Source organism: Sporosarcina sp. P17b, assembly GCF_002743115.1.
In the GTDB taxonomy this organism is placed as follows: Bacteria; Bacillota; Bacilli; order Bacillales_A; family Planococcaceae; genus Sporosarcina; species Sporosarcina ureae_C.
The window spans coordinates 124277-138113 of the sequence record NZ_PDYP01000002.1 but is presented as its reverse complement, the minus strand read 5'-3'; the positions used below and the strand labels follow the sequence as shown (position 1 = coordinate 138113).

The following is a 13837-nucleotide window of genomic DNA, read 5'->3' as shown; positions in this document are numbered from 1 at the left end:
AATATGATAATTGGATTAACAGGAAGTATAGCGAGCGGAAAAAGTACCGTGGCCAATATGTTGCGTGAAAAAGGATACCCGATTGTGGATGCGGATGTCATTGCGAGAGAAGTTGTAGAACCAGGCAGCCCATTGCTAGATAAGATCCAGCAAACATTCGGTGCAGATGTGTTGCGAGAAGATGGAACGCTAAATCGTGAACAGCTCGGAGCAATTGTTTTCGGTGATGAAACAAAAAGGCAACAGTTAAATGAATTGATGCATCCTGCAATTAGAAGCCAAATGGTCAAACAAAAGGAAGACTATGTAAACCAAGGCTATCAAACTGTCATCATGGACATTCCATTACTTTTTGAAAGCAAACTCCATGACTATGTAGAAAGAATTATCGTTGTTTCTGTCACGAAGGAAATTCAAAAGCAGAGACTGATCGCGCGCAATGAACTAACGGAAGCGGAGGCAGATGCTAGAATTGCCTCCCAATTGGATATGAGCATCAAAGAACAAGGTGCGGATGCGGTTATTCATAACAACGATACGGTGGAAGAAACTCAAAAACAGTTGGAAAACATCCTAGAAAAATGGCAAGCTGTAGCCAAATAATTACGTTGGGAAATTAAATTGTAGATTTATGATGCAATAGTGTTGGCATAACGATAATATGTGTTATACTAATGAACGATTAAAGATATAAAGTATAACATATAACATATATGCAGGAGGATCCCTTTCATGACTACAAAAATTGCTATTAATGGACTCGGCCGTATTGGACGAATGGTATTCCGTCAAATTATTAAGGAAGATGATGTGAATCTAGTTGCGGTAAATGCTACATATCCAGCAGAAACTATTGCACATCTTTTAAAATATGACTCAACACATGGCGTGTTCGATGGTGAGATTATAGCGGAAGAAAACGCAATCGTTGTTGACGGTAAACGTGTACAACTGATTACTGAGCGCGACCCTTCGAAATTGCCTTGGAAAGAACTTGGTGTAGATATCGTGATCGAATCAACAGGTGTATTCAACTCACGCGAAAAAGCTGCACTTCATTTGGAATCAGGAGCGAAGAAAGTAATTTTAACGGCTCCAGGTAAAAATGAAGATGTAACAATCGTTCTCGGAGTGAATGACGACAAATTAGATGTTGAAAAACATAGTGTAATTTCAAACGCAAGTTGTACAACAAACTGTTTGGCGCCGGTCGCAAAAGTATTGAATGATGAATTTGGTATCGTAAACGGCCTCATGACAACTGTACATGCGTATACAAATGATCAGAAGAACCTAGACAATCCTCATAAAGATTTACGTCGTGCTCGTTCTTGTGGTGAGTCTATCATTCCAACATCAACAGGCGCTGCAAAAGCTTTGTCGCTCGTACTACCTGAGCTTCAAGGGAAGATCCACGGCTTGGCACTACGTATCCCAACACCGAACGTTTCGTTAGTGGATTTAGTAGTAGACGTTGAGAAAGATGTGACGGTTGAAGAAGTAAACAATGCGTTCCGTAAAGCAGCAGAAGGCTCGATGAAAGGCATTCTTCGCTTTACTACTGAACCACTTGTCTCGATCGACTTCAATACGACAACAGAATCTGCAACACTTGATGGACTTTCTACCATGGTTATGGGCGATCGTAAAATCAAAGTACTTGCTTGGTATGACAATGAGTGGGGTTATTCAGCTCGTGTTGTGCAATTGGCGAAAAAAGTCGCTGCTGCATTAACGGACAAAGTAACTTCTTAATTAATGAATGAATTGGCACTTCATCTTACGAGATGAAGTGCTTTTCTATGTCCGTTTGTTGTTGTACGGATAGTTTCTGTTATAATGAAAAGTACTAATGAATATGCGGAGGAACTAACTATGTTATGTCCAGCTTGTCACTACAACGGAACACGCGTGATTGATTCACGGCCTGCGGAAGAAAACCATTCAATTCGAAGAAGACGTGAATGCGAAAAATGCAGTTTTCGTTTCACTACATTTGAAAAAGTGGAGCATTCTCCCTTAGTTGTCGTAAAGAAAGATAAGACACGCGAAGAATTCAGCGGTGAAAAGTTGCTGAGAGGGTTAATTCGCGCTTGCGAAAAGCGTGCGGTCCCGATTGAACAATTAAAAGAAATCGTAGTTTCTATCGAAAAAGAACTGAGAAGCTCAGGAAATGTCGAAATAGATTCTGAACAAGTAGGCGAAATGGTGATGGAACGCTTAGTGGATGTAGATGAGGTAGCGTATGTTCGATTCGCATCTGTCTATCGCCATTACAAAGACATCACAGTCTTTATTGACGAATTACAACAATTACAAAACAGGAAAGATGAACAAAAGTAAGGCGTTTAACTAGAAGGGGAGGCGATTGTCGAAATGCTTTACACAGAGTTGCAGCCTGTCGATTCCTTCGAAGTGAAATTAGCACATCCTTTTTCTGCGTATGACCGACAGATGCTTACATTATTCTATCAGCCACTTATCGGTCCTGAAGCGATCAGTTTGTTTATGACGCTCTGGACGGATGCGGAGAGTAAGGAACCGCAAGAACATACCCACTATTACTTAATGAATATGTCTTCTTTTCCACTTCAGTCTATTTTTGAAGCACGGATTTCATTGGAAGCTATAGGATTATTACGAACGTATAAGAAAAAACATGAAGTGGATAAGCGGTCTTTCCTTTATGAACTATTACCGCCGCTTGACGCACCTTCTTTTTTTAATGACCCGCTTTTATCTACATTTTTATTCAGTAAGATCGGGGAGCAGCCGTATCGTCAATTACGTGGCCGGTTTTTAGAAGAGCCGATTGCGAAAGAAGAGTATCACGACATCTCAAGGACGTTTTTAGATGTCTATAAACCAGCAAGAGGCGATCAAGCGATGGAATTGACTGCAGGAATGCAGTTTCAAGGGAAAAGTGAACCACCCGGCATACCCTTTTATGTAGCTAACTTTAATTTCGATTTATTTTATAACGGTCTATCGGAACAAATGATCCCCAAAGCTTCGTTACGAACTATTTCTCAGGAAATGATTGCGATGCTGGCTTTCTTGTATTCACTCAGCCCGCTCGATATGCAAAAAGTCGTCATGATTGCGATGGATGAAAATCATCAGCTGACAGAAGAGAAAGTTCGAAAGGCAGCAGCGGAGTTTTATAAGATGAATACGTCAATGCAACCGCCTAAATTGCAGTCAGTATTTACACAGCCCGTTGTTGATGAAGTACCAAAAGAGAACATGAGTCGTGACGAAGAATTACTATTCTATTTGGAACATACACCGCCGAAAGAAATGTTGCGCAAAGTGAGTAAGAAAGAACCTTTCCTAGTGGATATCCAGCTCGCTGAACGATTGATCAATTTACACAAGTTTCCAGTTGGCGTCGTCAATGTCTTGTTACAATATGTGATGTTGCGTAATGACGGTAAAATTACAAGTAGTTTTGTGGAACGTATTGCTTCGCATTGGGCGAATAAACAAGTAAATGATGCTAAAACGGCTTTGAAGCTATCTAGGGAAGAACATGATCAATACATGAAATGGCTTAAAGAAGGCAAGCAATCGACACCAAGAAATCGAAAAACAACTAGGGAAGAAAAAGTTCCCGAATGGTTTAATAAGCGTGATAAAAAGAACGAGAAATCCGAAAAACCTAATGATTTCAATGTTGAAGAAGAGCGCCAAAAGTTATTGAAAGAATTGGGGATTCAAGAATCAGAGGTGAAATAATATGGAACGAATTGGAGATGCGATGAAACGAGTAGTTAATGCTCCTTCATTAGCCCAAAAATACGACGAACTTCGAACAGAAGTGATGGAAGATCCAGGTGTCCAACATTTCATTCACAAACATTCAGATGAAATAAACACAGAAGTAGTCAACCGCAGTTTGGGTAAGTTATATGAATACACTACCGCTTCCCATGCCTGTGAGCGCTGTCCGAATCTGGATGGATGCATAAATGTCATGAAAGGCTTTGAGCCGAAATTAGTCATAGCACAGCGCCTTATTGATATTGACTACATCATCTGTCCTACGAAGCAATTGGAAGATGAACGTAGAAATATCTCTAAAATGGTTAATAGTATGTACATGCCTAGAGAAGTCATGGAAGCGCGCTTATCTGACGTTGACTTCCTTTCAGAAGATAGTCGCGTGATCGTTATGCGGGCTGCTAAAGACTTCTTGAATCAAATCGAGTCTACCGGTAAGGTTCCGGAACGTGGATTCTACCTATTCGGAAACTTTGGAATTGGAAAGTCCTTCATTTTAGGTGCGTTAGCGAATGAATTGGCGACTAGACGTATACAGACCGTCGTTGTCTATGTACCAGAATTCCTTCGTGAAATGAAGCAATCTATCCAAAACCAAACGCTGGACGAAAAAGTGGAATTCGTAAAACGAGCTCCAGTATTGATGCTCGATGATATCGGTGCGGAAACGATGTCAACGTGGACAAGGGATGAAGTGCTAGGTACCATCCTGCAGTACCGTATGGCTGAAAAGTTGCCAGTATTCTTCACCTCCAATTTTAATTACAATGAATTGGAACACCATCTTACAACGAGTCAGCGTGGGGAAAAAGAGCCTATTAAAGCGGCACGAATTATGGAGAGGATCCGCATGGTCAGCCAACCATTCAAACTCGGTGGCGAGAACTGGCGGGATTAATTATTCAACATACACGGCTTTGTTGAAATAATTAATAAAATATACTTGCAATTACGCTCAGACTTTTCTATACTATTTACACAGTTCAACATAAATAAAATGTCTAAATGCATCGAAGAGGACAATAATTTATTTTTCACCTATCCAGAGAACAGGGGCATGGCTGAGACCCTTGTAGGCAGAAAGTAAATTTACCACCTCCGAGCAGCATCAGTGAAAGTAAGTAGCTGATGACGGTAACGGCCTGTTAGCCGATCGAAAGCTTCGGTCTTTTCGCTTTTTTGCGAATGGAAGGAAGAAGGGTGGAACCACGAGCTCAAGCCTCGTCCCTTTAGGGATGAGGCTTTTTTGCGTTCAATAAAAGAAAGGGAGTCATACAAATGTCAGAAAACATTCAATTAAAATTTCCAGACGGTGCAGTAAAAGAATTTGAGAACGGTGTAACAACGGAAGAAATCGCAGGCTCCATCAGTCCTGGATTACGCAAAAGCGCATTGGCAGGGAAGATTGGAGACCAATTAATCGATTTAAAAACTCCAATCCATACAGATGGAGATATTAGCATCATTACTCCAACATCAGATGAAGCATTGGACATTTTACGCCACAGTACGGCTCACCTTTTGGCGCAAGCCGTCAAACGTAAATTCCCAGATGCGAAACTAGGAATAGGTCCTACTATCGATAATGGATTCTATTATGATATCGATTCACCTACACCGATTACAGCTGAAGACTTACCTGAATTAGAAAAAGAAATGAAACGCATTATCGGTGAAAACTTGCCGATCATTCGTCACGATGTATCTCGTGCGGAAGCGGAAAAGCGTTTTAAAGAAATCGATGATGAATACAAATTGGAACTTCTTGAAGCGATTCCTGAAGATCAACAAGTCTCTATTTATGAACAAGGTGAATTCTTTGACCTATGCCGTGGTATTCACGTCCCGTCTACAGGTAAACTAAAAGAATTTAAATTGTTAAGCATCGCAGGGGCGTATTGGAGAGGGAACTCGGATAATAAAATGCTTCAGCGTATCTACGGAACAGCTTTCTTTAAAAAAGATGAGCTGAAAGAACATTTACGCATGCTTGAAGAAGCGAAAGAGCGCGATCACCGTAAAATCGGTAAAGAATTGAACCTCTTCACGAATTCACAAAAAGTCGGTCAAGGTCTTCCGTTATGGTTGCCAAAAGGTTCTACCATCCGACGCGTAATAGAGCGCTATATTGTAGATAAAGAAGAAAGATTAGGTTACCAGCACGTATATACTCCAGTACTAGGAAGTGTAGAACTTTACAAAACTTCAGGACACTGGGATCACTACCAGGACAGTATGTTCCCTGCAATGAGCATGGACAATGAAGATCTAGTACTGCGTCCGATGAACTGTCCGCATCACATGATGATTTATAAAAATGGTATTCATTCATACCGTAACTTGCCACTTCGTTTGGCAGAACTCGGCACAATGCACCGTTATGAAATGTCTGGAGCACTTTCAGGTCTTCAACGTGTACGCGGAATGACATTGAACGATGCACATATCTTCGTGCGCCCAGATCAGATTAAAGAAGAGTTTAAACGTGTTGTCATGTTGATCATTGAAGTATATAAAGACTTCAATATCAAAGATTATTCATTCCGTCTATCGTATCGCGATCCTGAAGATACAACGAAATATTTTGATGACGATGAAATGTGGGAACGCGCACAAGCTATGTTAAAAGAAGCAATGGATGAGATGGAACTTCCATATACAGAAGAAGAAGGCGAAGCGGCATTCTACGGTCCAAAGCTGGATGTACAAGTTAAAACAGCAATTGGTATGGAAGAAACTCTTTCTACTGCTCAGCTTGATTTCTTATTGCCAGAGCGCTTTGATCTCACATATATCGGTGAAGACGGCAAGCAACATCGTCCAGTCGTAATCCACCGTGGTGTAGTATCTACAATGGAACGTTTTGTGGCATTCTTAATTGAAGAATATAAAGGAGCTTTCCCTACATGGTTAGCACCGATCCAAGTTGAACTGATTCCCGTGTCGTCTGATGTTCACCTCGACTATGCAGAAGATGTGAAAGAAAAGCTAACGATGGCTGGTTTCCGAGTAGATGTTGACAGTCGTGACGAAAAGCTTGGCTATAAAATTCGTGAAGCACAAGTACAAAAAGTTCCATACATGCTTGTACTAGGTGATCGTGAAATGGAAGCTGGCGAAGTGAACGTTCGTAAATACGGCGAACAAAATTCCGAAAGCATGTCGTTCGAAGCATTTCTTGAGGCGATTAAAGAAGATGTCAAGAAGGACTAATAGATAGAAGAAGGCGCTTGCGGCAGTCGCCCGCAAGCCCTTTAGTAAGTTTAAAAGCGTAACTAGCGCTTGCTATGAAAGTACAAATGAAAATAATAGTTGCAATAGTAAACACTATGCGCTATACTTACAAAGTTGAATTAATTCAAACATAACCTATGTATCCGACAACATGATCTACAGGGTTGTTGACAAAAGATACGAAACATGGTAATATAAATAAGGTTAACTGAATACAGTTTGTGGTATAAGAAGAGGCTACCCGCTTCTCACCTGATCGACGCAATGTAGTTGTTGCCAGGTTAGCACATTTAGTGATTTCTATGCATACGTGCATAGGTTACTTGCGCGGGTAGACAAATCATAATTTGTCTACTTTTTTTATTTCGTAAAATGGATGGACCTGTGGGACCTTTAAGTCGGACAATCCGACATACCAAAACGTGTATTCACGAGACAATATTCGGAGGTGGATTACTATTAGCAAAGACATGTACGTAAATGATGGTATCCGAGCACGTGAGCTGCGATTAATTGATCACAACGGCGAGCAACTCGGTATCAAAACGCGTAATGAAGCTTTAGAAATTGCTGCTCAAGCAAACCTGGACTTAGTTCTTGTTGCTCCACAAGCGAAGCCCCCAGTAGCTCGTGTTATGGACCATGGAAAGTTCAAGTTCGAACAGCAAAAGAAAGAGCGTGAAGTACGTAAGAACCAAAAGATCATCAACATGAAAGAAGTTCGACTTAGTCCAACAATTGATGAGCATGATTTCCAAACGAAACTTCGTAACGGAATCAAGTTCCTTGAAAATGGGGATAAGGTAAAAGCTTCAATTCGTTTCCGCGGCCGTGCGATTACACACAAAGAAATTGGCCAAAGAGTTCTTGATCGCTTTGCAGAAGCTTGCAAGGAAGTAGCAACTATTGAAGTTAAGCCCAAGATGGAAGGCCGGAGCATGTTCTTAATACTTGCACCGCTTGCCGAAAAACAGTAAGACGAACAATTTAGGAGGAACAGAACATGCCAAAAATGAAAACTCACCGCGGTTCCGCGAAACGTTTCAAAAGAACTGGAACTGGTAAATTAAAGCGTGGCCGTGCTTACACAAGTCACCTTTTTGCTAACAAATCTACGAAGGCTAAGCGTCACTTACGTAAGTCTTCACTAGTTTCTTCAGGCGATTACAAGCGTATTCGCGAAATGCTAACAAACATGAAGTAAGATCGAAACACACACTTATAGGATAAGCAGGAGGTAATGCACTATGCCACGCGTAAAAGGTGGAACAGTAACGCGCAAGCGTCATAAAAAAGTATTAAAATTAGCAAAAGGTTATTTCGGTTCAAAACATAGACTATATAAGGTAGCAAACCAACAGGTTATGAAATCTTATAACTATGCTTACCGTGACCGTCGTAACAAAAAACGTGATTTCCGTAGACTATGGATCACACGTATCAACGCGGCTGCTCGTGTGAATGGTATTTCATACAGCACATTAATGCACGGCTTGAAAGTAGCTGGCATCGATGTAAACCGTAAGATGCTTGCAGAACTTGCAGTGACAGATGCACCAGCATTTGCACAACTTGCAGAGACAGCAAAAAAATCTGTAGCAAAATAAGATGAACCAAAATCCACTTTCGTTTTCATTCTTATATGGAAATGAAGGTGGATTTTTTCGTATGGAGGAATGGCTGAAATGGCGCAAACTCTATTGATTTATATGGTAATCCTGTCTATCTGGGCATTCGCAGCAATGGGATATGATAAAAAACAATCTAAGAAGAAAAAGCAGCGCATACCAGAAAGAAATCTATGGTTGCTGGCTTTGCTTGGTGGGGGAGTAGGAGCGTACTTTGGTATGCAGTTCTTTCACCACAAAACGAGAAAAACCAATTTTCGTATTGGATTTCTACTTCTGATGCTACTTGATATTGTAATTTTACTTGCAGCATACGGTGTGAAATTACCGGCTACTGTTATGTTTTGACATAAAAAAAGGAAATAGTCGCGAGCAACTATTTCCTTAAAATTAGGATTTCATTAACTGTTCAATTGGATTCTTCCAATTGATTTCGGCATATGGATAATACGTCTGGACTTCCGATTCCAGGAAGTGAAAATCTTCTTTTGTCATACCTTGTAATTTGGATTCGTTCTTCACCCAAATAAAGATGGAAACTACATCAAATGAATTGGGTGTAGTGCCTAAATACTTCTCACCTTCAAACATTGCACCTTTGTACGTAATGAAGAAGTTTTTACGGATATTTTTGGCGTCATCATAAAAATAATATTGTTCTTTTTCATACGCTTCGTCCAGCTTTCGCTTGGCATCAGTCAAATAGCGAATGCCGGCATAAAATAAATAAATGACAAGTGCTATAATGAAGACACGAATCAATAAAATCAATGAAATCAGCTCCTGCAAATTATATAGTACTGTACTATACGGATGAGCAGCATAGAAGGTTTCATTTTAAAGCAAAACGTTGGAGGGAATTCAAATGAAATTACATCAACTATTTGAAATGCAAAAAGCGCTCGATACATACATACAAAAAAATCATCAAACGAATGAAACATTCACGGAAAGAGGTTTGGCACTACTAGTCGAACTTTCTGAGTTGGCTAATGAAACCCGTTGTTTTAAATTCTGGAGCACTAAAGGCCCTTCCGCTAATGACGTCATCTTAGAAGAGTATGTAGATTCTATTCATTTCTTATTATCTCTAGGAATCGAAAAAAACTTTGACGGATTGGAAGAATGGCCTGCAGGGGAAAGTACTGATCAAAACTTGACTCAATTATTCATTCAAACAGGTCGATCCATTTATACATTCTTGGATTCATTAACATTTGAAGATTATAAAAATATATGGGTGAATTACGGTGCACTTGCGAATACGCTTGGATTTACCGAAGATCAAATTATTCAAGCTTATATTGATAAAAATGAAGAGAACTACGCTCGTCAAAGAAGCGGATACTAAGCGGTAACAGTAGGCTTGTCACAAATTAAGCTATAAAAGACATTTCATATAAAAATAAATTGACAAAGAGACTGTTTTGATAATAAAATTAATACAACATAGGTCATACAGGGGGTATTTCGTTGAACGAATGGAGTAAAGATGATTTTGGATTGCGTTTAAAGGCACTGAGAGAACGTCGTGGACTGTCAATGATGGCATTTGGCGCGGCTATTGGTACATCAGCCAGCCGAATTAAAGATTGGGAGCGCGGTAAAAATGCTCCATCTGCTGCATGGATTGCTAAAATTTCAGAGCGTTTCTCTGTTTCCACGGATGAATTGATCATGGGCGAGGTGACTTTTACACCGTATATCAAAACGACAGGTAATACAGTAGAATCACTCTATGATCGCCTTCGTGAAACGATGAATGTCGAAACCTCAGGTACGTGGCCAACAGAGACTGATGAGCTATATGCAGAAATTGACTCTGTGAACAAAGAGAAGTATCGCAGCGGTAAAGGACGTCGCTCAGCTGAAAAAGAGCTAATGGAGCTGGCTATCCGTCTACCAAAAAAAGATGTACTAGAACTACTCGAGCTTGCTAAATATAAAAGACGTACGCTATAAAAATAACCCTAGAAGTTAGTATGCTTCTAGGGTTATTTTTTGTATAATCTGAGGCTTACAATCTAAATCAGGTAAGTACAATGAATTAGTTTGACAGTACGAAGGGATAGAAGCTCCAGTTGGCGGAAGCTTTCCCAGAGGATCAGCTCGACAGGCGAGACAACCAAGGGGCAACGCGACTGGTTGGCTCACCGCGAGCCCTCTAGGAAAGCGTCCCCTCCGTAGCGCTGATCCCTACCCCAACACCCCGTCAGCCACACCCTTTATTCCCAAATAATTATTAATCAAATAGCGTGAAATGTAGGAATATAGAATGAAATGCGTTATGATAGAGTCGTAGATAAACCCAAGGAGGATGAGTTGATTGAAAGCATTCGTTCATGAAAATGGTGAGTTGCACTATACAGATATCGCCGATCCCTCAGCTGGAAACGGTGAAGTAATTGTCGCATTGAAAACAGCAGGACTCAACCGACGTGATACAGCTATACCCAAACGACGTGGAGACGTCAAAGAACCATTGGCACTAGGCTCAGACGGCGCAGGCACGATCGAATCAATCGGTGAAGGTGTAACTGGTTGGAATGTTGGAGATGAAGTCATTATCAATCCATCACTTCGATGGTTCAAAGAAAGCGATGCACCACCAGCTGAATTTGATATTCTAGGTATGCCAGATCATGGTACGTTTGCTGAAAAAATTTGCATATCCTCAGAACAGCTAGAGAAAAAGCCATCACATCTTACGTGGAATGAAGCCGCAGTCATCGCTCTATCGGGGCTTACCGGTTATCGTGCATTGGTGACTAGAGGTCGTATAGAAGAAGGACAAACGGTCTTTATTCCCGGAGCTGGGAGTGGCGTCGCAACGTTTATGATTCAATTCGCAAAGAAAATGGGAGCGCGTGTTATCGTATCCTCAAGAAGCGAAGAAAAAAGAAATCATGCTATGAAAATCGGTGCAGATAGGGCAATTGATACGAACAGCGATTGGCCAGCAGAACTAAAAGAAGAAACAGTGGATTTGGTGATTGAAAGTGTAGGTAGAGCAACATTTAATCGTTCGCTTGAAATTCTTAAAAAAGGCGGTCATATCGTAGTATTCGGTGCAACGACAGAAGACACCGTCGAACTGAACTTACGCGAATTCTTTTATGGTCAGTATTCGCTACTAGGCACTACGATGGGAAGTCGTGAAGAATTACGCGAGATGTTGACTTTGGTGGAAGAACATCAAATCCATCCTGTAATTGATTCCGTAATTCCTCTTGAAAAAACTAGTGAGGCATTTACCAAGTTGGACGACAGCGTTCAATTCGGTAAAATCGTTATAGAAATTACGAAATAAACTATATGACCAGCATAGAAAGGCAGTGGAACTAGTGACAAAAGAAGTAAAGACACTGACAGATTTGGAAATCGCTTCAAAAGCAACGATGCAACCAATTGAATACATAGCGGATCGAGCAGGAATTCCATTGGATGCACTTGAGCTGTATGGTAAATACAAAGCGAAAATTAACGTAGATCTTATACCTAAACAAACTTCACAAGCTAAGGTAGTTCTCGTAACTGCTACGAGTCCAACTCCAGCCGGAGAAGGAAAATCGACAGTGACAGTTGGCCTTGGAGATGCACTTTCACGTTTAGGTAAGAAAACCATGATCGCATTACGCGAACCTTCATTGGGCCCTGTAATGGGTGTCAAAGGTGGAGCGACAGGAGGCGGCTTCTCCCAAGTATTGCCGATGGAAGATATCAATTTACACTTTACTGGTGACCTTCATGCCATTACGACGGTAAACAATGCGTTAAGTGCTATGATCGATAACCACTTGCATCAAGGAAATGTGTTAAATATCGATCCTCGCCGTATTACTTGGAAACGAGTAATGGATATGAATGACCGTGCACTGCGTCATGTAACGATTGGTTTAGGTGGACCTTCACAAGGTGTCCCACGTGAAGATGGCTTCGACATTACAGTAGCATCAGAAATCATGGCAGTCTTCTGTCTAGCGAGTAGTTTAAAGGACTTGAGAGAGCGCTTGTCCGATATTGTCATCGGCTATACGTATACTAAAGAAGCAGTAACTGTGCGCGATTTAGGAGTTGAGGGAGCGTTAACACTACTTCTTAAAGATGCGTTCAAACCCAATCTCGTACAAACAATCGAAGGCACACCAGCTTTAATTCATGGTGGACCATTTGCGAATATTGCACATGGTTGCAACTCATTGATTGCGACGAATACAGCGCGTAATCTGGCGGACTATGTTGTGACCGAAGCAGGATTCGGATCGGATCTGGGTGCAGAGAAATTTATGGACATTAAAGCGCGCATTGGTAAGTTTCAGCCGGATGCAGTAGTTCTCGTGACGACAATCCGTGCGCTCAAAATGCACGGCGGGGTAGCGAAACAGGAATTAAAAGCAGAGAATAGTGAAGCGGTAGAAAAAGGGTTAGTTAATTTAGAAAAACATATAGAGACGATTCTGGCATTCGGAGTGCAACCTGTAGTAGCGCTCAATCGTTTTGTTGGAGACTCTGACAGCGAATTACAAAAGGTTCAGAAGTGGTGTCAAGACAATGAAGTGAGAATGGCATTAACTGACGTATGGCTAGACGGTGGAGCAGGCGGAGAACTATTGGCGAAAGAAGTCTTGAAAGTGATGGATGAGCCAAATAACTTCGCGCCGATTTATGAAGTCGAGCAATCAGTTGAGGAAAAGCTGACAGCAATTGTGCAAAAAGTATACGGTGGTATAGGGGTATTATTTACGGATCAAGCAAAGAAAGATTTAGCTGTGATTAAACAAAATGGCTGGGATCTGTTGCCTGTCTGTATGGCGAAAACTCAGTACTCATTTTCTGATGATCCGAAAAAGTTGGGACGACCAACAAACTTTTCGATTACAATACGCAGTATCTTACCGAAACTAGGTGCGGGTTTCTTAGTTTGTCTAACAGGCGATATTATGACAATGCCTGGCTTACCAAAAAAACCAGCCGCACTGAATATGGATGTAGATGCGGACGGTAATGCTAAAGGGTTAATGTGATGTATTAATAAAATGATGTCATAAAAAGCAAAGAGTTTTCAGCTCTTTGTTTTTTTGTTGAAAAAAGTCATATGAAAAAGTAAAAAATACCTTTAAAAAAGGTTCCATTGAACTACTGTTATGCTATACTATTCTTTGACGTTTTGTACAAATGCTGAAGAGAAGGGG

The 13837-nt window shown here is 40.9% G+C and carries 15 protein-coding genes and 1 other annotated feature; of the genes, 14 read left to right on the top strand and 1 reads right to left on the bottom strand.

All coding sequences use genetic code 11. From position 1 onward, the window contains the following. Positions 1–3 precede the first annotated feature (3 nt). The 10 genes from coaE to CSV76_RS02630 all read left to right on the top strand — a co-directional run bounded on the left by coaE (position 4) and on the right by CSV76_RS02630 (position 8993). The gene (coaE, locus tag CSV76_RS02675; RefSeq protein ID WP_085426535.1) at positions 4–603 is read left to right on the top strand and encodes a dephospho-CoA kinase; all 600 of its coding nucleotides are present in this window, start codon (positions 4–6) and stop codon (positions 601–603) included. 129 nt (positions 604–732) lie between these two features. Next, positions 733–1755 carry a glyceraldehyde-3-phosphate dehydrogenase gene (locus CSV76_RS02670; RefSeq protein WP_085426534.1) on the top strand — a complete coding sequence of 341 codons (1023 nt, stop codon included), beginning with the start codon at positions 733–735 and terminating at the stop codon, positions 1753–1755. 120 nt (positions 1756–1875) lie between these two features. Further along, positions 1876–2343, top strand: coding sequence for a transcriptional regulator NrdR (nrdR, locus tag CSV76_RS02665; protein ID WP_085426533.1), 468 nt, complete (start codon positions 1876–1878; stop codon positions 2341–2343). 33 nt (positions 2344–2376) lie between these two features. After that, on the top strand, positions 2377–3738 hold the full coding sequence (locus tag CSV76_RS02660; RefSeq protein WP_099624671.1) for a replication initiation and membrane attachment family protein: 1362 nt from the start codon (positions 2377–2379) through the stop codon (positions 3736–3738). Between the two features lies 1 nt (position 3739). Continuing rightward, positions 3740–4681: a primosomal protein DnaI gene (gene dnaI, locus CSV76_RS02655; protein ID WP_099624670.1), complete on the top strand. Its 942-nt coding sequence runs from the start codon at positions 3740–3742 to the stop codon at positions 4679–4681. 103 nt (positions 4682–4784) lie between these two features. Beyond that, positions 4785–5015, top strand: a binding site (T-box leader). 46 nt (positions 5016–5061) lie between these two features. Further along, entirely contained in the window at positions 5062–6996 is a 1935-nt protein-coding gene (gene thrS / locus CSV76_RS02650) for a threonine--tRNA ligase (RefSeq protein WP_085426530.1), read from the top strand. Positions 6997–7487: 491 nt separating this feature from the next. Beyond that, positions 7488–7994 carry a translation initiation factor IF-3 gene (infC, locus tag CSV76_RS02645; RefSeq protein WP_143560340.1) on the top strand — a complete coding sequence of 169 codons (507 nt, stop codon included), beginning with the start codon at positions 7488–7490 and terminating at the stop codon, positions 7992–7994. Between the two features lie 26 nt (positions 7995–8020). Beyond that, a complete protein-coding gene (gene rpmI / locus CSV76_RS02640; protein WP_029052909.1) occupies positions 8021–8221 on the top strand; it encodes a 50S ribosomal protein L35 in 201 nt (66 codons plus the stop codon). 43 nt (positions 8222–8264) lie between these two features. Beyond that, on the top strand, positions 8265–8624 hold the full coding sequence (gene rplT / locus CSV76_RS02635; RefSeq protein ID WP_029052910.1) for a 50S ribosomal protein L20: 360 nt from the start codon (positions 8265–8267) through the stop codon (positions 8622–8624). Positions 8625–8693: 69 nt separating this feature from the next. Further along, on the top strand, positions 8694–8993 hold the full coding sequence (locus CSV76_RS02630) for a DUF1294 domain-containing protein (RefSeq protein WP_233204386.1): 300 nt from the start codon (positions 8694–8696) through the stop codon (positions 8991–8993). A gap of 42 nt (positions 8994–9035) precedes the next feature. Here CSV76_RS02630 and CSV76_RS02625 read toward each other — a convergent pair whose 3' ends face one another. Further along, entirely contained in the window at positions 9036–9416 is a 381-nt protein-coding gene (locus CSV76_RS02625; protein ID WP_085426527.1) for a sigma-w pathway protein ysdB, read from the bottom strand. Positions 9417–9510: 94 nt separating this feature from the next. Here CSV76_RS02625 and CSV76_RS02620 point away from each other — a divergent pair, with 94 nt between their 5' ends. The 4 genes from CSV76_RS02620 to CSV76_RS02605 all read left to right on the top strand — a co-directional run bounded on the left by CSV76_RS02620 (position 9511) and on the right by CSV76_RS02605 (position 13669). Beyond that, positions 9511–9996 carry a dUTP diphosphatase gene (locus CSV76_RS02620; protein WP_099624669.1) on the top strand — a complete coding sequence of 162 codons (486 nt, stop codon included), beginning with the start codon at positions 9511–9513 and terminating at the stop codon, positions 9994–9996. Positions 9997–10118: 122 nt separating this feature from the next. After that, positions 10119–10607, top strand: coding sequence for a helix-turn-helix domain-containing protein (locus CSV76_RS02615; protein WP_158232581.1), 489 nt, complete (start codon positions 10119–10121; stop codon positions 10605–10607). Between the two features lie 364 nt (positions 10608–10971). Next, positions 10972–11955: a zinc-binding dehydrogenase gene (locus CSV76_RS02610; protein WP_099624668.1), complete on the top strand. Its 984-nt coding sequence runs from the start codon at positions 10972–10974 to the stop codon at positions 11953–11955. Between the two features lie 34 nt (positions 11956–11989). Continuing rightward, entirely contained in the window at positions 11990–13669 is a 1680-nt protein-coding gene (locus tag CSV76_RS02605; RefSeq protein WP_099624667.1) for a formate--tetrahydrofolate ligase, read from the top strand. The last annotated feature ends 168 nt before the right edge of the window (positions 13670–13837 follow it).

Coding starts and splice junctions, on each gene's coding strand:
- infC (WP_143560340.1), top strand. CDS start 7,488: ATGTACGTAAATGATGGTATCCGAGCACGTGAGCTGCGATTAATTGAT.
- CSV76_RS02660 (WP_099624671.1), top strand. CDS start 2,377: ATGCTTTACACAGAGTTGCAGCCTGTCGATTCCTTCGAAGTGAAATTA.
- nrdR (WP_085426533.1), top strand. CDS start 1,876: ATGTTATGTCCAGCTTGTCACTACAACGGAACACGCGTGATTGATTCA.
- coaE (WP_085426535.1), top strand. CDS start 4: ATGATAATTGGATTAACAGGAAGTATAGCGAGCGGAAAAAGTACCGTG.
- rplT (WP_029052910.1), top strand. CDS start 8,265: ATGCCACGCGTAAAAGGTGGAACAGTAACGCGCAAGCGTCATAAAAAA.
- CSV76_RS02620 (WP_099624669.1), top strand. CDS start 9,511: ATGAAATTACATCAACTATTTGAAATGCAAAAAGCGCTCGATACATAC.
- CSV76_RS02670 (WP_085426534.1), top strand. CDS start 733: ATGACTACAAAAATTGCTATTAATGGACTCGGCCGTATTGGACGAATG.
- dnaI (WP_099624670.1), top strand. CDS start 3,740: ATGGAACGAATTGGAGATGCGATGAAACGAGTAGTTAATGCTCCTTCA.
- thrS (WP_085426530.1), top strand. CDS start 5,062: ATGTCAGAAAACATTCAATTAAAATTTCCAGACGGTGCAGTAAAAGAA.
- rpmI (WP_029052909.1), top strand. CDS start 8,021: ATGCCAAAAATGAAAACTCACCGCGGTTCCGCGAAACGTTTCAAAAGA.
- CSV76_RS02630 (WP_233204386.1), top strand. CDS start 8,694: ATGGCTGAAATGGCGCAAACTCTATTGATTTATATGGTAATCCTGTCT.